Consider the following 17,326-nt stretch of genomic DNA (forward strand, 5'->3'; position numbering starts at 1 on the left):
GTTGGGGCCTCCGGCGGTCCGGCGCGAAAGGCAAATTCGCCAGGGCGGCGCTGTCCGATTGGGCGGAAATCGCCCCGGAACGAAGCAGACCGCCTGCACAACTTCTTGAAGTCCGAAGGCGCGTTGGGCGCCCCCTTGGCGCAGGGCTGTGCTCACGTCTTGAAGCCGACCGGGGCAAATGCCGCTCCGGCTATCGCGCGTTCGGACGCGCCAAGCAGCCGCTGTTGGCGGGCCGTCTATCCCGAAGTCTTCAGTTGCCGCCCGGAGGTCCGCGGCGGTCGCCGTCGGGACGCCCGCCCCGCTCGCCGCCCTGGCTGGGTTGACCACCCTCGCCCTTATTGCCCGGTTCGGGACCGAGGCCGCGCGCGGCGCGCAGCCGGTTGACCGACAGCACGCCGGTGTGTTCGGGATCGAGTTCGTTGAACAAAGCCCGCGCCGCGGCGGCGTATTCGCTGAAGTCGATCACGCCGTCGCCGTTCCAGTCCTGCAGCGGCGAAACGGCGGAGCGGTCGTCGTTCCAGCGCTGCTGGTTGACGGCACGCGCCTCGTCGGGCTCGAGCACGCCGGAATGGTTGAGATCGGCGACCGCAAAGTCGCGGCGCAGGCCTGCTTCCATCTGGGTGCGTGTCAGGCGGCCGTCGGGCCCCACGTATTTCAAGAGAAGCTGCGACACCGGCGCGTGCCATTCCTCTTCGCGATGGCCGGGCATGGGAAAGTCCGGACGCCCGCCGCCGCAGGCGGTGACGATCAGGCACAAAAGCGAAACGCCGACAATGGTGACGCGCATGGTCTGGTCCTTCCCCTGACCTACCCTAACCAGAAAAAAGCCCGCGAAGATACGTTAATCGCGGTTCACCATTCGCACTGAGCGGTTGTTAAGACCGAGGCACTAGCCTTGCGGCATGGTCCTGCCTCCGGTCACCGCGATGCCCGTACCAGGCCCTGCCGCGAGTCCGGCCGGGTCTGCGACCGGCGCTGCCGCCGCAACCGCAGCCCCCGTGCCTCCGGCGACCGTCCCGGCCCCAGGGCAGGCATTGCAGGCGACGCTCGCAGCCGTCCGGCTCGAAGCCGCGGCCACGCAGGACGGTCTGGCGAGCCTCATGGCGAACGTGCTGCGCGCCACGGCGGCGGGAAATCTTCCGCCGGCGGTGCAAACCGCGATGCAGCAGTTGATGGCGCTGCACATCGCGACCGACAAAACGCCCGACGCGGCCGCGGTGAAGAACGCGATGCTCAACTCGGGTCTGTTTACCGAAGCGATGCTGGCCGCGGGAATGGCTCCGGCCGATCTCAAAGCCGCGCTCGGGCAACTGCAACAGGCCGCGCAACGCTGGCTCGGCAAGGCGCAGGCCAACGCCCAGCAGTCCGGCGCGCCCAACGTGCCGCCGCCGGTCCGGGGCGGAGCGCCGATGGCGCAATATCCGGCGCAACCGAGCCTGCCGGAGAATGCCGATCCGGCGCTGACGGCAACGCTGCTCGCCAACGGCAGCGAGGCGGCGCTGGCGCGCGAGACCCTGATGCAGATGGCGTCGCTGCCGGAGCAGAACAAGCCGGGCGAAACCCGCTGGATGTTCGACGTTCCACTGATGACGCCGCACGGCGCGGCGGTGGCGCAAATGATCGTCACCCGCGATCACAAAGGTTCGTCGCCCGACGCACCCGACCCGGTATGGCGGGTCGGTCTCGCCATCAACATCGAGCCGCTGGGACCGGTACGCGCCAACCTCGCGCTGTCGGGCGATCATGCCTGGGTGACGATCGGCGCCGACCGGCCGGAAAGTCTCGACAAGCTTGCGCGCAATTCGTCGTGGCTGACCGATGCACTGACCGCCGTGACGCTCGACGCCGACATTGCGTTCCAGTCCGGCGCAGGCACGCCGCGGGCCTATGGATCGCTGGTGGATCGCGCGTCATGACGGCACCGAAGCCCAATCCGATCGCCGTCGCGCTGAAATACGAGCGCCAGCATGCCCCGCGCGTGGTGGCGTCGGGACGCGGCGCGGTGGGTGAAGCGATCATCGCCAAGGCCAAGGAAGCCGGCGTACCGATCCAGCAGAACCCTGCGCTCGCCGAAGCGCTGGCGACGATCGAAATCGATCAGGAAATTCCCGAAGCGCTCTACAAGGCGGTAGCCCAGGTGCTCGCCTTCATCATGCGCACCGCCGGACATTTGCGCTGATGCCTGCCCGTCAAATCGGATTTCCGCCGCCGTCGAGATAGCCGAAGCGCGCCATCGCGGACCCGTGCACATCGATCAGTCTACGGACGAGATCGGGAGGCAGCTCCTCGCGCCACGATCCGATGCGTCCACGGCGAAAGAAGAGCGAGCGCGCCTGCGACGGCCGTTCGCAGAAGCCGAGGTCGCGCTCGCGCTGCTGCAGGCGCGCGAATCCGGCCACTTCGACGGCTCGCGCAATGGTCTCGCCATTGGCGGACCAGCCGAGAAATGCCAGCACATCCGCCAGCACGTGCGCGGCATCGGCGATGAGATCCTCGTAGCGCACGACCAGCAACCGAAGTCCGGATCTCTCTACCCAGCTTGCGGCGTGATCGCTCCAGCGCCCCGGCACCTGCCGCAGTCCTGGCGCCAGCGCATTGGGATCGGCCATCAACGCGAAATCCGGATCGCACAGACGGCGGACCGCTTCGGCGCAATCCACATTCCAGTGATCGGCGGCCGACGGCACCACATCGAGCACGTTGCGCACGATGTAGATCGCCCCGGTGGTGATATCGGGCGGGAACAGCGGCTCGCCCTTGGGCGTGAACCGCCAAGCGTCGTGAACCTTGAGAACCAGCGGAATCGGCACATGCGCAGCAAGCACACGGAAGATCTGCGGCCGCAGGTTTTCGTATGCGGCAACCGGCAAATTCGAAGACTTGAAGCCGCAATACTGGTCGAACACGACGCGCGAAAAGGCGCCCGACAGTCCGTATTGCGGTAGCGCGTCGATGTCGGCCTCGCCTCCGGCGCGGACATTGGCGAGCAGGATACGCAGCCAGGTGTTGCCGGATTTCGGATAGGAGGCGAGCCAGAAGATTTCAGCCATGAGACAAATCCGCGATGATGCGCTCCGCGAGATCATCCATTTCGGTCACGGCCGTTTGCGGGAAGGCGAGCGTGCGTGTCTCTCCGATCGCGTGGCGAAGGCGGGATAAGGCCGCCGGATCGCTCAGTGCCACCGCGAGTTCGGGCTGATACGGCAGCAGCGCGTCCACGCCGTTGCTCTCCGCGGCGCCTTCGAGACGTTCGGGCCGGAGCATATAAAGCCGTTTCAACGGCATCGGCTCGCGGCAATAGCGCTCGCGCGCGATCGTGCGCCGGGGGATTTCGCCGGCCGCATCGCCGAGCCATGCCGGCGCGCGACCGAACAGGATATCGACCGCTTCCTGCCACAGGATCATTTCCGGCCATACGGGATAGACGCTTACCGTTCCATCGGGATCGACAACGAGCGGAGCGGCATCGTCGGCCATCAGGCGCCAGCCGCGCTTCATCAAAGCCGCCGCCAAGGTGGACTTGCCGCTCACGGTACGTCCCATCACCACGATGGCACCGTCGGGACCGGCCAAGGCCGCTGCGCTGGTGCCGAAGCCGCCCCGCAACAGCATCAGCACCATCAAAGGCGTGCTGCGCAGATACGGCCCCAGCACCGCGGCGATGTCGTGGCCGAGCGGCTGGACCGTGAGGACATCGCGGCGAATATGAAGACGCGCAATGCCGGGCACATCGAGCAGGGCTTCGGATCTGCTGGCCTCGTACAGCACGCCGCGCACGATCGCGTCCGGCAGATAGCGCGGGACGTCGCCGTAAACGACCCGCACGTCCGCAACAACGGCGGGAAGCTCCGCGGCCAGATCACTGCCAGCACATGGCGATGTCATCGACGAAGTATCCTGCGCCGGAGGGATAGCGCCAATCCCGCTCGATGCGCCCCGAATAAGAAGTGGAATCACTCTAGTTCCTGATTTTCACTCTCATAACGCGAATCATTGGACACGATGCACGTACAGGTATATTCCGTATAGTTAATTTCCTCCTGGATGGAGCACAAGCATGAGTGATCCCTATATCGGTCAGATCCTATGTGCCGGGTTCGACTATGCCCCCACCGGATACGCGCTCTGTAACGGAGCGAGCATGCCGATAATGCAGAACCAGGCTCTCTATTCGCTACTGGGTATCGCCTACGGAGGCAGCGGGACCAACTTCAACCTTCCCGATCTGCGCGGCCGCACCTTCTTCGGCTGCGGCACGAGCCCGCTGTCGGGGGCCGTGTACGCGCGCGGACAGTCCGGCGGCGCCGAAGCGGTGACGCTGATCGACGCGCAAATGCCGGGGCATCAGCACACGGTGATTGCGTCGTCGGCAGCGGGAACGGTGGCGCCTCCGGGCAACATCTATTCCTCGGTCGGCCCGGTGCAGAGCGGATCGACGTATCCGCTGTATGCGGTACCGCAAACCGTCGTTCCGCTGGTCAATCCGGTTTCGACGTCCGGCGGAAGCCAATCCCATCCCTCCATGCAGCCGTTCCTGGTCGTGAATTTCGCCATCGCAACGAACGGCTATTACCCGCAGCGGACCTAGCCGGGAGGAAACGCCATGTCCGATCAATTCCTGGGCGAAATTCGCCTCTTCGCGTTTCAAAGAACGCCGGTCAACTGGCTTCCCTGCAACGGGCAGTCGATCAGCATCGCCACCTACAATGCGCTTTACGCTCTGCTCGGTACGACATACGGCGGCGACGGCAGCACGACCTTCGCACTGCCGAACCTGAACGGCCGCGTGCCGGTCGGCCAAGGGCAGAACACCGCCACGGTGCCCCCGCTCACCGCGCGCACGATCGGTCAGTCCGGCGGGACCGACTACGTGACACTCACCACGGCGCAAGTACCCGCACATACCCACGCGCTGCAAGCGACGACCGCCGGCGACAGCACCGGTACATTGGGTCCGACGGTGACGTTCGGGTCCGATACGACCAACACGGAGAAGCACTACCTTTATCCCGTGCCAACCGGAATTACCTTCAAAGATCTCGCGTCGACGGCCGTGGACATGCAGGGCGGCAGTGCAGCCCATCTCAACGTCATGCCGGGGCTGGGCTTGATGTATTTCATCTGCACCCTCGGCGGTGTCTATCCGACCAGGTCGTGACAGGAGAGCGGAAATGTCTGATCCCTACGTTGGTGAAATCAAGATCTTCCCGTACGACTTCGTGCCTTACGGCTTCCTGGCGTGCCAGGGTCAAAGCCTTAGCGTCAACCAGTTCCAGGCATTGTTCAGCCTGCTCGGTGCCAATTTCGGCGGCGACGGCCGGACCAATTTCAACACGCCCAACCTCGCAGGGTTGGCGCCGGTCGGTCTCGGCGTGGCGCCGAATGGTGGCACGTACAACTGGACGCTGGCCGCGGTGCACGGTCAGGAGAAAGTGGCGCTCGTCGCCAGCCAGTATCCGGCCCACAATCATACGATCTCGCAACCCGGCGGACCGACCGCCGCCGCCAACGCCTACGCTGCGCAGGCCGGTTCGCTGATGACGAACGCCAATCCGGCTCAGTACTTTGCCGCACCGCCGACAGCCGCCAATACGACGATCCATCCGGCGGCGCTGGCACCTTACGGCGGCGGAGCAAGCGCCGTACAGCCGCACGAAAACCGCCAGCCATTCCTCGTGCTGACGCCGTGCATTGCCTGGGCGGGCGTTTATCCCATCTTCACCTGATACCGTGCGTATTCCCGCCTCCCCTCAGCAGCCCCCCGCTGCTCTCTTCGCCGACCTGCCCGTCGTCATAGGGCAGGTCGCGCTTTTGCGGGAGACGGCCGAGGACGTGCCATTCCTGCGCCGCCTCTACCGCTCGACGCGCGAGGAAGAACTCGCACTGACGGGCTGGCCCGAGACGATGAAGCAATTGTTTTGCGACAATCAGTTCGATCTGCAACGCGCCCATTACCGGCGCCAGCATCCGCTGGGCGAATTCCTCGTCATACGCGCCGGCGCCGAACCGGTGGGGCGGCTTTATCTCGATGCCGGCGGCGAGACGGTCCACCTCATCGACATCGCACTTCTGCCGGCGTGGCGCGGCTGCGGCATCGGCTCCTCGCTGTTGCAGTGCCTGCAAGCGCGCGCCGCGGCGGCGGGAAAAGCGATGAGCCTGAACGTCCTCACCCGGAACCGGCGCGCCATCGCGCTCTATCGCCGTCTCGGCTTCGCCGACGAAAGTGTCGCCGCATCGCACATGAGCATGTGCTGGCGCGAAACGGCTGCCGGACAGATTCAGTTGAAGACCGCCTCGTAAACGATGCCGTCGCGGTCGCGGCTTCTGGGAACGATGAAGATCGCAAGCGTCCCCAGAGCGTCGTTTTTGAAGGAGTAGATGCGCTGAGGAAGAATGGTCTGCATGGCGCATTTGAAGATGAGGCTGAACGGATCGCGGCGCATGCCCGGATACGGATGGGGCGTGAGCCGGGCGACGTGCACCAGCCGCATGTCGATATTCGAGTCACCGAGCTCGAGCGAAAACACTTCGTTGGCGCGCGGGGCGAAAGTCTCAAACTGCAGGAGCTGCATGGTTCCGCAATCCGGTGGATTCGATCACGGCCAATGCTAATCCAAAGGAGTACCGTCAAAAAGAAAGCCACGATTTTTATTTGAACTGAACATCGTTACATTTGATCTATCTCACAGAATACTTACGCCTTGTCCGGCACCAAACCCGGCAAGACCCGGTGGATGTTTGTGCCGATTTTTGTGCGCGCTTGTCCGCCGCGCTCGGAATTCCGCCAAATCGTGTTAGGTTCCGGACACGACGGGACCTCTCCCGTTACGAAGAACGGACGGCATGATCGCAAAGATCCGATACTGGCTTGGCGCAGCGGAGACGGTTCCGACCTTGGCCATCGCATGGGCGCTGGTGTTCGTCGTTCCGTTCCGGTGGACGGCGCGCTGGTTCGGCGGAGCGGTTGCGCCGTCGATGCAAATGGCGATGTCCGAACGGCGGATCGCCAATGCCCGCTATGTCGCGCGACGCCTACAGCGGGTTGCCGCGCATATGCCGTGGCGAACGACCTGTCTGGTGCGGGCGATCGCCGGCGCACTCATGCTGAAGCGCCGCGGCATTCCCTCGACGATCCGGTTCGGCGTCAACCGAGCCGACGGCGGACTTTCCGCGCACGCCTGGCTGCTGGTCGGCGATACCATCGTGTTGGGCGGCGAAATCGCGCCCGAATACCAGCCGCTGGCCGATATGGGAGACAAATCGTGAGGTTCGCGGCCGGAGAAGGACTGGCGGCCTCGCTGACCGTTCTCGTTCGCGACGTCTCCGCCTACGCCGGCCGCAAAGGCATTCGCGCCGGTGTTCTGGTCCTGTCCGGCGCGATGCTGGAAGGCATCGGACTGGCGCTGATCGCCCCCATGCTGGCGGTCTTGTTCGGCGGCAGCAACGGCAACGGGCGGCTGCAGCGCGTCAGTGCAATGCTGTTCGACTGGACCGGCCTGACCACCCTGCCCGCACGGCTTGCGCTCCTCCTCGGCGTCTTCGTCGTCGCCATGATCGTGCGCGCGGTGGTGCTCATGGCGCGCGATGCGACGCTCGCAGAACTGCGCATCGGCTTCGTCGAACAGCAGCGCTGCCGCGTCGCCGAAGACCTCGCCGCAGCGTCGTGGAGCAAAGTGGTCCGCCTGCGCCATGCCCGCGTCATCCAGGTGATGAGCGGCGACATCCAGCAGATCGGCGTGGCAGCGTTCTTTCTCACCCAGTGCCTGACATCGGTGGTGATGCTGGCGGCACAATGCGTGCTGGCGCTTTGGCTGTCGCTGCCGCTGGCGCTGCTGTCGTTCGTGCTGCTGATCGCCAGCGGACTGGCGCTGTTTCCGACCATGCGGCGGGCAAACGCCCTGGGCAAAGTATTCACCAACGCCAGCCAGATCCTGTTGCACGGGACCTCGCAATTTCTCGGCGGCCTGAAACTGGCGGTCAGTCAAAACCTGCAAAGCGGCTATCTCGCCGAATTCCGCGCGACCATTGCCGAACAGAGCGAACAGCAGATCCGCTATCTGCGTCAGCAGACCGCCTCGCGGCTGGTGATCGCAACGGTCTCGGCCGTGGTCGGCGCGCTGCTCGTCCTGGCCGGATTGACGGTGTTCCACGTCGCGCCCGCGATGCTGGTTGCCCTGCTTCTGGTGGTGGCGCGCATGAGCGGACCATCGGGACAGATTCAGCAAGGCGCCCAGATGCTCGCCAACGCGCTGCCGGCCTACGATGCGGTTCGCAGCCTGCGGCACGATCTCGAAGACGGCGCGATGCCCATCGTAGCGGCCGACGACGCGCAGCCGGTATCGGGCGAAATCCGTTTCGATCAGGTGACGTTCGCCCATCCGCAGGACGGCGGCGGCGAAGCCCACGGCGTGCACGATCTCACGCTGACGATCGCACCCGGCACCTGCCTCGGCATCAAAGGCGCGTCCGGTGCCGGCAAAACCACCTTCGCCGATCTTCTCGCCGGACTGTATCCGCCGCAATCCGGCACCATCACGGTCGACGGCGAGCCGTTGGGTGCGATGCTCGGCCGCTGGCGCAACAGCATTGCCTACGTCGCCCAGGATCCGTTCCTGTTCTACGACACCATCCGGCGCAATCTCGCCTGGGCCGATCCGTCCGCCGACGAAAGCCGCATGTGGCAGGCGCTCGATCTGGTCGAGGCCTCCGGTTTCATCCGCGCCCTGCCCGCCGGACTCGATACGGTGGTCGGCGAACGCGGCACGCTAATTTCGGGCGGCGAACGCCAGCGCATCGCCTTGGCGCGCGCCGTGCTGCGCCGTGCAAAGCTCCTGATCCTCGACGAAGCGACCAACGCGCTCGATCCGGCCACCGAAACCGCCATCCTGGACCGCTTGCGCACGCTCGATCCGAGGCCGACGCTCGTCATCATCGCCCATCGTCCCGACAGCCTGAACGGCTGCGACCGCGTGCTGACGATGAGCGACGGTCAGCTCGCCTGACGCGCGGACCTATTCTTTTTCCAGATAGCGGCGCAGCGTATCGCGCTGGTTGATCATCGCGACGGTTTCCGGATCGCCGCGCAGCCATTTCCACAACAGCGTGCCGTACTCGCGCCGGATATCCTGCAGCCGCCGGACATAAGCGGCAGGCCGGCCCAGAAGCGTCCCCGTGAAGGTGTTTTTCCTGGCGGTGTTGCCGTGCCGCTGAAACAACCCGGCATGCAAGGCGGACAAGCGGTTCTTCAACGTCGACTGGCGCGCCAGCATCGTGACCAGCGGCGCCGTAGGCATTCTGGCATAGCGTCCGAGGTTCGAAACCACATCGGGCACACAGACCGCGAGCGACGGATCGGGCTGCCATCCGCCGAGTTGCGGCGTCGCCACGCCGAGCGATTTGTTGGCCGCATAAAGTGCGATCCGCACGCTTTCGGTCAGCCGCCATTGGCGCGCACGCTCCCAGATCACAGTCCAATCCGCCGCCAGTTTGTCGGTGCGCAGGAACTCCGCGATGTCCCAAATCTGCGAGAGCGGCGTTTCGAAAATGTGGTGCCTGAGATGCAGGCACAGGCAGAGGAAGAGATCCTCTGGCGCCATGATGAAAGCCTTCGGCGCAATCTGCGGCGCCGCAATGGCCCGCGACCAGAGACCCGCCAGAAAGGCATCGTCGGCGCCGAGATCGTCCTGCAAATGCCAATGCAGTTCGAACGGCAGCGCGTTGCCTTCGCGCCGGAACAGCACATGGTGCCCCCGGCTGGCGGTGAGATGCGGATCGGAAATGTCGTATTCGCTGGAATAGCCCTGCCGCGACAGCGCCGCGCCGAATACCAGAAGATCCTCATCATGGATCAGGAAATCGATGTCGCCCATCGGGCGGTGTCCGGGATTGCCGTAGAGCCGCTCGGCGAGATCGACGCCTTTGAGCAGCAGCGCCGGACGATCCGCATCGCGAATGACCGTCCCCAGCGCTGCGCGGCCGCCGAAGTTGCGAATGGCCAGGGCCATCATGCGCTGGTGCAGTGCGGCCGCGACCGGCGCCGGCGGTGCGATACCCGCCATCTTCATCCGCCGGTCCAGAAACGCGAAGCCCTTGCCGGCCGACAACCGCGAAAGCAGCGCCTCCCAATCCGGCCCTGACATGCTTCGCAGTCGGGCGTCGCCCTCCTCGTCCCAACGCAAGCAGCGCAGTAATGGCTCGGTCATAAGCTACTTTGTATCCGTGTGGCCATCGCTGTCGAGACCGTGATTGTGGCGGTGATGCAGGTCCGGATAATGCGGATGGGTATGCACCAGCGGCGCGTGCTTGTGCCGGTGAGTGTGAGGCTCGCCCGGCGGATCGGCATCGGTATGAGCGTGCTGATGATGCGCGTCATGGACGTGCCGGTGCTCGTGTTCCATCTCTTCGTGGGTATGTTCGTGGTCGTGGCGTTCGGTCAAATGCAGCCACAGCCCGATCCCCATCAGAACCGCGGCAATGCCCAAGCGCAGCGAGACGGGCTCGGCGAGCATCCCCACCGCCAAGGCCGCGCCGATGAACGGAGCCATCGAGAAATAGGCCCCCGTGCGGGCGCTGCCCAAATGGCGCAAAGCCAGGACGAACAGGACCAGCGATACGCCGTACCCCAGCAAGCCGATCATCGCGGCCCCGGCCAGCGGCAACACGGCCGGCAGGCTTGCCCCGCTCGCCACAGCCAGCGCGAAATTGACGGTCCCGGCAACCAGCCCTTTCACGGCCGCGATCTGCACCGGGTCGGACCCGGAGAGTTTGCGCGTCAGGTTGTTGTCGATGCCCCACGCGACGCACGCACCGGCGATGAACAGTGCGCCCCATCCGACCGGCTGCACGCCGCCGCTCCACGACAGCACGACCGCACCGGCGAGAATGGCGGCGGCTCCCACGAGCAAGCGGCGATCCACATTCTCGCGGAACACCACCCAGGCGATCGCCATGGTGGCGAGACCTTCGAGATTGAGCAGCAGAGCTGCGGACGATGCCGGCGTGCGGGTCAGACCGAGCATCAAGAGCAGCGGTCCGGCAACGCCGCCGCAAAGGATCACCAGCGCCAGCCAGGGAATATCCGCGCGCCGCAAAGGCGCCTCGGTCGAGACAGGACCGGCCGACCGGCGCAGAGAACCATACAGGCCGAGCCCTATCCCGGAGCCGAGATACAACAGACCGGCCAGCAGCCAGGGACCGATCCCGTTGCCGAGCAGCAGCTTGGCGAACGGCGTGCTGGCGCCGAACAAAACCGCCGACGAGAGCGCCAGCGGAACACCAGGCCAGGAAATATGGGAATGCTTGAACATGGCGGGAGTGTAGACGAAAACCACGGTGCCCGAGCGATCGCAGACTCCGTCTCGTTGGGAATTGCCGCCGCCCGGCTGGTGCTATATTGAGGCGCCTCCGGGCGGTTAGCTCAGCGGTAGAGCATCTCGTTTACACCGAGAGGGTCGGGAGTTCGAAACTCTCACCGCCCACCACAATTCCTTGATTTTCCTACATTTATCGAGACGATCTAGCGCAGCAGCGCCTCCAGGCTTTGCTCCAGCCGGTCCAGATCGGCCGCGTTGACGTGCAGGTGAGGAGCGAAGCGGACGGCATTGCCGCGCTGGCTGATGTAGATCCGCCGCGCCGCCAAGTCCGCGACCAGATTGCCCCGATACCGCGCCGGAAGCTGGGCGCCGAACATATGCGGACTGCGCAGCTGCTGCGGCGGCAACGCGAACCCGAACCGCTCCAGAGCCTCCGCGATCCGCGCATTGATCCGGGCCAGCGACGCCGCGATGGCCGGCACACTCCACGCCTTAAGCTGCTCCAGGGCTGCAATGGCACCGGGAAGAACCGTCGGCACGACGGTTTCGCCGACATCGAAGCGGCGCGCGCCGGGCGCGTACTTGGGCGCATACTTCACCAGCCCGGCAAAGTTCTCGGCGTTCTCGCGCTTGAGCCAGGATTCCTCCAGCGGACGCGCATCGCGCCATGCAGGCGCGACATACATCAGGCCGAACCCGTACGGACAGAGCAGCCATTTGTAGCCCGCGGCATAGACGAAATCGGGCTGAACCGCCGCGATATCGAACGGCATCGCGCCCAGCGATTGCGTCAGGTCCAACGCCAGACTCGCCCCTACGGCGCGACACGCTTCGCCGAGCACGACGAGATCGACGAATGCACCGTTGGTCCAGTGACACTGCCCGGCCGCCACGACCTTCACACCGGGCACGATCAGCGTCAGATAGGCCTTGGTCCAATCGCCGTCGGCGGGCGTCGGCACCGTGACGATCTCGGCGCCCCGTTCGCGCGCGCTGCGCTCCCACGGCAGGTAGTTGCTCGGAAACTCCTCGTCCATGACGACGATCTTGTCGCCACGCCCCAGCGTCGGTTCGACGGCGCGCGCAGCGGCGCTGCAGCCGTAGCTCGCGGCCGGAACGACGGCATAGCCGTCGGCGTCGCCACCCAATACGTCACTGGCCAAACGGCGCACGGTATCGGCATCGTCGAAGAAGCTCGCCGCCGTGCGTTCCCAGGGATGGCTCTTGCTTGCGGCACCGGCCAGCAGACGGTCGCGCGAGGCGTTCAGCAGCGGTGAATTATAGGCGGCGTTGAAATAGGCGACATCGTCCGGCACATCGAACAATGCACGCTGAGACGGCAGCTCGAGCGCAGTCATCGTCATCCTCCAAGTCCACATTCAGCAAATAATGCCTGCGGGCTCGGACGCCTCATAAACTCCACGTGAAAGCGAACGTGTCACGGAAACTACAACAGGACGGATGTGAAACCACATCCGTCCTGTCGAGAAGAAGAAAACCGGCTCGGCTTAGTTCAGCGAATCTTTGAGCTGTTTGCCGGGGCGGAAGCGCGGCTGGCGCGACGGCTTGATGGTGATTTCTTCGCCGGTCTGCGGATTGCGGCCCTTGCCGCCGGCGCGCGTGGCAACCACGAAAACGCCGAATCCGGTGAGACGGACTTCGTCGCCGGCCTTGAGAGCGGCAGCGATCAGGTCGAACACGCCGTCGACCGCCTTGGCCGCGTCGTTCTTAACGAGACCGGTGTGGTCCGCGAGTTTCTGGATCAGATCGTTCTTGTTCACGGGATTGGCTCCTTCAAACGGCGTGCGCAAAGAGTCTGCGCGATTTTGCGCGTCGTCGCCTCAAACTCAGGAATCGCCGCGGCGACGGCAGGGAATCTAGGGCCCGCGGGGCCGGCCCGGCAAGGAAAACAGGCCCCAAACTCGCGGAACTCTCACAAAAAAAGGCCGGATTCGGCCTTTTTTCCCGCGCCCTTCGGCGGCAAGAACCTTCCGGCCGAGCACTGCCCGGCCGGAAAGCCTTTATGGATTAATGGGTTATGACCGCATCGCCGTCTCCGCCGGAAACCGCGGCGGTAGCGGCAATCTCGGGCTCGACCCACTCGATCGGCTCGGGCTCGCGGGTGAGAGCCACTTTCAACACCTCGCTGACCTTGGCGACCGGCACGATCTTGAGGTTGGTCTTCACGTTATCCGGAATGTCCTCGAGATCCTTCTCGTTCTCCTGCGGGATCAGCACCGTCTTGATGCCCGCCCGCAAGGCCGCCAGCAGCTTCTCCTTCAAGCCGCCGATCGGCAGCACGCGGCCGCGCAAGGTGACTTCGCCGGTCATCGCCACGTCACGGCGCACCGGAATGCCGGTCAGCACCGAGATGATGGCAACGCTCATCGCCACGCCGGCCGACGGACCGTCCTTGGGTGTCGCGCCTTCCGGCACATGCACGTGGATGTCGCGCTGGTCGAACAGCGGCGGCTTGATGCCGAAGGTGGTCGCCTTGGAGCGGACATAGGACCGCGCCGCGTCGATCGACTCCTTCATCACGTCGCCGAGCTTGCCGGTGGTCTGCATCCGGCCCTTGCCGGGCATTTCCACCGCCTCGATCTGCAGCGTGTCGCCGCCGACTTCGGTCCAGGCCAGACCCGTCACGACGCCGACCTGATCCTCGCCTTCGACCTCGCCATACCGGAACTGACGAATGCCGGCATAGGTGTTGAGGTTTTCCGGCGTGACTTCGATCTTGGTCGCCTTGTTCGAGACCAGATCCTTGACCGCCTTGCGCGCCAGGTTGGCGATTTCGCGTTCGAGATTACGAACGCCCGCCTCCCGCGTGTAATAGCGGATCAAATCGCGCAAGCCTTCATCGGTGATCGACCACTCGCCGTCCTTCAACCCGTGGGCCTTGACGACCTTCGGGATCAGGTGGCGCTTGGAAATCTCGACCTTCTCATCCTCGGTGTAGCCGGGGATGCGGATGATCTCCATGCGGTCCATCAACGGCTGCGGCATACGCAAGGAGTTGGCCGTGGTGATGAACATCACGTCGGAAAGATCGAAATCGACTTCCAGGTAGTGATCGTTGAAGGCGTGGTTCTGCTCGGGGTCCAACACCTCCAGCAGCGCCGACGACGGATCGCCCCGCCAGTCCGCACCGAGCTTGTCGATCTCGTCGAGCAGGAACATCGGATTGGACGACTTCGCCTTCTTCATCGACTGGACGACCTTGCCGGGCATCGAGCCGATATAGGTACGACGGTGACCGCGGATTTCCGCTTCGTCCCGCACGCCACCCAAGGACATGCGCACGAACTCGCGACCCGTGGCGCGCGCGATCGACTTGCCGAGGCTGGTCTTGCCGACGCCCGGCGGACCGACGAGGCACAGGATCGGGCCTTTCATCTTGCCGGCGCGCTGCTGCACCGCGAGGTACTCAAGGATGCGCTCCTTGACCTTCTCGAGGCCGTAATGGTCCTCGTTGAGGATGTCCTCGGCGAGCTTGATGTCCTTCTTGATCTTGGACTTCTTGCCCCACGGCAGGCTGAGCAGCCAGTCGAGATAGTTGCGCACGACGGTGGCTTCGGCGCTCATCGGGCTCATCTGGCGAAGCTTGCGCATTTCGCCTTGGGCCTTCTCGCGCGCTTCCTTCGACAGCTTGGTCTTGCGGATGCGTTCTTCGAGTTCGTTGAGCTCGTCGCGGCCTTCTTCGCCTTCGCCGAGTTCCTTCTGAATGGCCTTCAACTGCTCGTTCAGATAGTACTCGCGCTGGGTCTTCTCCATCTGGCGCTTGACGCGGCTCTTGATCTTGCGCTCGACCTGCAACACGCCGATCTCACCTTCGATCAGGCTGAGGACCTTCTCCAGGCGCTCGGCCGTATCCAGCGTCTCCAGCAAGGCCTGACGGTCGCCGATCTTCACCGACAGATGCGAGGCGACGGTGTCGGCCAGCTTGGCCGGATCTTCGATCTGCGCCACCGACGCCAGCGTCTCCGCCGGCACCTTGCGGTTCAGTTTGATGTACTGCTCGAAATTGGTCTTGACCGTGCGCACCAGCGCTTCGGTCTCACGTCCCTCGCCGATGGTCTCGAACACCGGATCGATGATGCCCTGGAAGAAATCGGTGCGGGGGGTGAAGCCGCGCACGCGGGCGCGCGACTTGCCTTCGACCAGCACGCGGACGGTCTGGTCGGGCAGCTTCAACAGCTGCAGCACGGTCGCCATGGTGCCGATCTTGTGCAGACCGTCCGGCGTCGGATCGTCGTCGGCGGCGTTCTTCTGGGTGAGCAGCAGGATCTGCTTTTCCTCGCTCATCACCTCCTCGAGCGCACGCACCGACTTCTCGCGCCCGACGAACAGCGGCACGATCATGTGCGGGAATACGACAATGTCGCGGAGCGGCAGCACAGGAACGGTTTGGCCGCCAGGATCGGACTTCGCGACGACTGGATCTGACATCATGTTCTCCTCGCCGGGGTGACCGGCGGTTGCAGGCATGGCCGCCCCAGATGGGCACGGAGGACCTGTTCTGTCGCCCGGAATGGGCCGACTCCTGAGTGTAAAGTGGGCTTCCGAATTAATGGTTTCAAGGCACCGTCACACGGGAATGCCATTATCCCGTCCCGCGCGCCTTGCCGGACACAAAATCCGACGCTAACCCCCTAAAATCATAGGGACTTTCCCCAAAAACAGGAACGGCCGGCAACCTTTCGGTGCCGGCCGGATATCCTGAAAGCGCAAAAGGTTACGATGCGCTCTGCTGCTGCACCGGGGCCTTGTCGGAGTAAGTGTAGAGCGGCTGGGCCCTGCCCTCCACGACATCGGCGGTGATGACGACTTCCTGCACGCCCTGCATGGTCGGCAGTTCGTACATGGTGTTGAGCAGGATCGCTTCCATGATCGAGCGGAGGCCGCGGGCGCCGGTCCGGCGCTGGATGGCCTTCTTCGAGATGGCGTGCAACGCCTCTTCCTGGAAGCGGAGCTTGACGCCTTCCATTTCCATCAGGCGCTGATACTGCTTGGCCAACGCGTTCTTCGGGCGGGTCAGGATTTCGATCAGCGCCGGCTCGGTGAGATCGCCCAAGGTGGCGATGACCGGCAGACGGCCGATGAATTCCGGGATCAGGCCGAACTTGAGCAGATCTTCCGGTTCCACGTCGCGCAGCACTTCGCCGGTGGTGCGTTCGTCGGGCGCGCGCACAACGGCGCCGAAGCCCATCGAGGAGCCGGTGGTCCGCTGCGAGATGATCTTGTCGAGACCGGCAAACGCGCCGCCGCAGATGAACAGGATGTTCGAGGTGTCGACCTGCAGGAATTCCTGCTGCGGATGCTTGCGGCCGCCCTGCGGAGGCACGGAGGCAACGGTGCCTTCCATGATCTTCAACAGCGCCTGCTGCACGCCTTCGCCCGACACGTCGCGGGTGATCGACGGATTGTCGGACTTGCGGCTGATCTTGTCGATTTCGTCGATGTAGACGATGCCGCGCTGCGCCCGCTCGACATTGTAGTCGGCGTTCTGGAGCAGCTTGAGGATGATGTTTTCCACATCCTCGCCGACGTAACCGGCTTCGGTCAGCGTCGTAGCGTCGGCCATCGTGAAGGGCACGTCGAGGATGCGGGCGAGCGTCTGGGCCAAGAGGGTCTTGCCGCAGCCGGTCGGGCCGAGCAGCAGGATGTTCGACTTGGCGAGTTCGACGTCGGAATTCTTGCCGCCGGAATTGATGCGCTTGTAGTGGTTATGGACCGCGACCGAGAGCACCTTCTTGGCGTGCTGCTGGCCGACGACGTAATCATCCAGAACCTTGAAGATCTCGGCCGGCGAAGGCACGCCTTCGCGGCTCTTCATGAAGGAGGTCTTGTTCTCCTCCCGGATGATCTCCATGCAGAGTTCAACGCACTCGTCGCAGATAAAGACGGTCGGGCCCGCGATCAGCTTGCGAACCTCATGCTGGCTCTTGCCGCAGAAGGAACAGTAGAGCGTGTTCTTGGACTCACCGCCGGAGGATTTACTCATTCCATCGTTC

18 protein-coding genes and 1 tRNA gene are annotated in these 17,326 nt (G+C 64.4%); 9 read left to right on the forward strand and 10 right to left on the reverse strand.

Going from position 1 to position 17,326, the window contains the following annotated elements; genetic code table 11:
- Window positions 1-250: 250 nt before the first annotated feature.
- Window positions 251-787 (reverse strand): EF-hand domain-containing protein, encoded by a 537-nt coding sequence (locus tag FHS84_RS00305; RefSeq protein ID WP_166929073.1) that lies wholly within the window; start codon window positions 785-787, stop codon window positions 251-253.
- 211 nt (window positions 788-998) lie between these two features.
- On the opposite strand from FHS84_RS00305, the gene fliK reads away from it, so the two are divergent.
- Both fliK and FHS84_RS00315 read left to right on the forward strand, forming a co-directional pair.
- The gene (gene fliK, locus FHS84_RS22120) at window positions 999-1,916 is read left to right on the forward strand and encodes a flagellar hook-length control protein FliK (protein ID WP_166929076.1); all 918 of its coding nucleotides are present in this window, start codon (window positions 999-1,001) and stop codon (window positions 1,914-1,916) included.
- A complete protein-coding gene (locus FHS84_RS00315; RefSeq protein WP_166929078.1) occupies window positions 1,913-2,179 on the forward strand; it encodes an EscU/YscU/HrcU family type III secretion system export apparatus switch protein in 267 nt (88 codons plus the stop codon). The genes fliK and FHS84_RS00315 overlap by 4 nt, the downstream gene beginning before the upstream one ends.
- Window positions 2,180-2,189: 10 nt before the next feature.
- On the opposite strand, the gene FHS84_RS00320 is transcribed toward FHS84_RS00315, so the two are convergent.
- Both FHS84_RS00320 and FHS84_RS00325 read right to left on the reverse strand, forming a co-directional pair.
- Window positions 2,190-3,050: a sulfotransferase domain-containing protein gene (locus tag FHS84_RS00320; protein ID WP_166929080.1), complete on the reverse strand. Its 861-nt coding sequence runs from the start codon at window positions 3,048-3,050 to the stop codon at window positions 2,190-2,192.
- Window positions 3,043-3,885 (reverse strand): hypothetical protein, encoded by an 843-nt coding sequence (locus tag FHS84_RS00325; protein ID WP_166929082.1) that lies wholly within the window; start codon window positions 3,883-3,885, stop codon window positions 3,043-3,045. Before FHS84_RS00325 ends, FHS84_RS00320 begins: the two co-directional genes overlap by 8 nt.
- Window positions 3,886-4,057: 172 nt before the next feature.
- On the opposite strand from FHS84_RS00325, the gene FHS84_RS00330 reads away from it, so the two are divergent.
- The 4 genes from FHS84_RS00330 to FHS84_RS00345 all read left to right on the forward strand — a co-directional run bounded on the left by FHS84_RS00330 (window position 4,058) and on the right by FHS84_RS00345 (window position 6,300).
- A complete protein-coding gene (locus FHS84_RS00330; RefSeq protein WP_166929084.1) occupies window positions 4,058-4,588 on the forward strand; it encodes a phage tail protein in 531 nt (176 codons plus the stop codon).
- Window positions 4,589-4,603: 15 nt separating this feature from the next.
- Window positions 4,604-5,158 (forward strand): phage tail protein, encoded by a 555-nt coding sequence (locus tag FHS84_RS00335; RefSeq protein WP_166929086.1) that lies wholly within the window; start codon window positions 4,604-4,606, stop codon window positions 5,156-5,158.
- 13 nt (window positions 5,159-5,171) lie between these two features.
- Window positions 5,172-5,726 carry a phage tail protein gene (locus tag FHS84_RS00340; protein WP_166929088.1) on the forward strand — a complete coding sequence of 185 codons (555 nt, stop codon included), beginning with the start codon at window positions 5,172-5,174 and terminating at the stop codon, window positions 5,724-5,726.
- A gap of 106 nt (window positions 5,727-5,832) precedes the next feature.
- Window positions 5,833-6,300 carry a GNAT family N-acetyltransferase gene (locus FHS84_RS00345; RefSeq protein ID WP_166929090.1) on the forward strand — a complete coding sequence of 156 codons (468 nt, stop codon included), beginning with the start codon at window positions 5,833-5,835 and terminating at the stop codon, window positions 6,298-6,300.
- On the opposite strand, the gene FHS84_RS00350 is transcribed toward FHS84_RS00345, so the two are convergent.
- On the reverse strand, window positions 6,279-6,572 hold the full coding sequence (locus FHS84_RS00350; RefSeq protein ID WP_166929092.1) for a DUF6916 family protein: 294 nt from the start codon (window positions 6,570-6,572) through the stop codon (window positions 6,279-6,281). The two genes, FHS84_RS00345 and FHS84_RS00350, sit on opposite strands and share 22 nt — an antisense overlap.
- A 271-nt stretch (window positions 6,573-6,843) precedes the next feature.
- Between FHS84_RS00350 and FHS84_RS00355 the strand changes: the two genes are divergently transcribed.
- Window positions 6,844-7,266, forward strand: a complete 423-nt coding sequence (locus tag FHS84_RS00355; RefSeq protein WP_166929094.1) for a lasso peptide biosynthesis B2 protein — start codon at window positions 6,844-6,846, stop codon at window positions 7,264-7,266.
- Window positions 7,263-9,002, forward strand: coding sequence for an ATP-binding cassette domain-containing protein (locus FHS84_RS22125; RefSeq protein WP_166929096.1), 1,740 nt, complete (start codon window positions 7,263-7,265; stop codon window positions 9,000-9,002). Before FHS84_RS00355 ends, FHS84_RS22125 begins: the two co-directional genes overlap by 4 nt.
- A 9-nt stretch (window positions 9,003-9,011) precedes the next feature.
- Here the strand turns inward: FHS84_RS22125 and FHS84_RS00365 are convergent, their stop codons facing one another.
- Together FHS84_RS00365 and FHS84_RS00370 are read right to left on the reverse strand one after the other, a co-directional pair.
- The gene (locus FHS84_RS00365) at window positions 9,012-10,139 is read right to left on the reverse strand and encodes a nucleotidyltransferase domain-containing protein (RefSeq protein WP_166929097.1); all 1,128 of its coding nucleotides are present in this window, start codon (window positions 10,137-10,139) and stop codon (window positions 9,012-9,014) included.
- Between the two features lie 66 nt (window positions 10,140-10,205).
- Window positions 10,206-11,306, reverse strand: coding sequence for a DMT family transporter (locus FHS84_RS00370; protein ID WP_208393587.1), 1,101 nt, complete (start codon window positions 11,304-11,306; stop codon window positions 10,206-10,208).
- 99 nt (window positions 11,307-11,405) lie between these two features.
- On the opposite strand from FHS84_RS00370, the gene FHS84_RS00375 reads away from it, so the two are divergent.
- Window positions 11,406-11,480 (forward strand) — tRNA-Val (locus FHS84_RS00375).
- Between the two features lie 35 nt (window positions 11,481-11,515).
- Here the strand turns inward: FHS84_RS00375 and FHS84_RS00380 are convergent.
- The 4 genes from FHS84_RS00380 to clpX form a co-directional block, all read right to left on the reverse strand.
- Window positions 11,516-12,670, reverse strand: a complete 1,155-nt coding sequence (locus FHS84_RS00380; RefSeq protein ID WP_166929099.1) for an aminotransferase class V-fold PLP-dependent enzyme — start codon at window positions 12,668-12,670, stop codon at window positions 11,516-11,518.
- Between the two features lie 150 nt (window positions 12,671-12,820).
- Window positions 12,821-13,093, reverse strand: a complete 273-nt coding sequence (locus tag FHS84_RS00385) for an HU family DNA-binding protein (protein WP_166929101.1) — start codon at window positions 13,091-13,093, stop codon at window positions 12,821-12,823.
- Between the two features lie 247 nt (window positions 13,094-13,340).
- Window positions 13,341-15,761 (reverse strand): endopeptidase La, encoded by a 2,421-nt coding sequence (gene lon / locus FHS84_RS00390; RefSeq protein ID WP_166929103.1) that lies wholly within the window; start codon window positions 15,759-15,761, stop codon window positions 13,341-13,343.
- A 286-nt stretch (window positions 15,762-16,047) separates the two neighbouring features.
- Window positions 16,048-17,316, reverse strand: coding sequence for an ATP-dependent Clp protease ATP-binding subunit ClpX (gene clpX / locus FHS84_RS00395; protein WP_166929105.1), 1,269 nt, complete (start codon window positions 17,314-17,316; stop codon window positions 16,048-16,050).
- Between the last annotated feature and the right edge of the window lie 10 nt (window positions 17,317-17,326).

The sequence above is a fragment of the Rhizomicrobium electricum genome, from assembly GCF_011762045.1.
GTDB lineage: Bacteria > Pseudomonadota > Alphaproteobacteria > Micropepsales > Micropepsaceae > Rhizomicrobium > Rhizomicrobium electricum.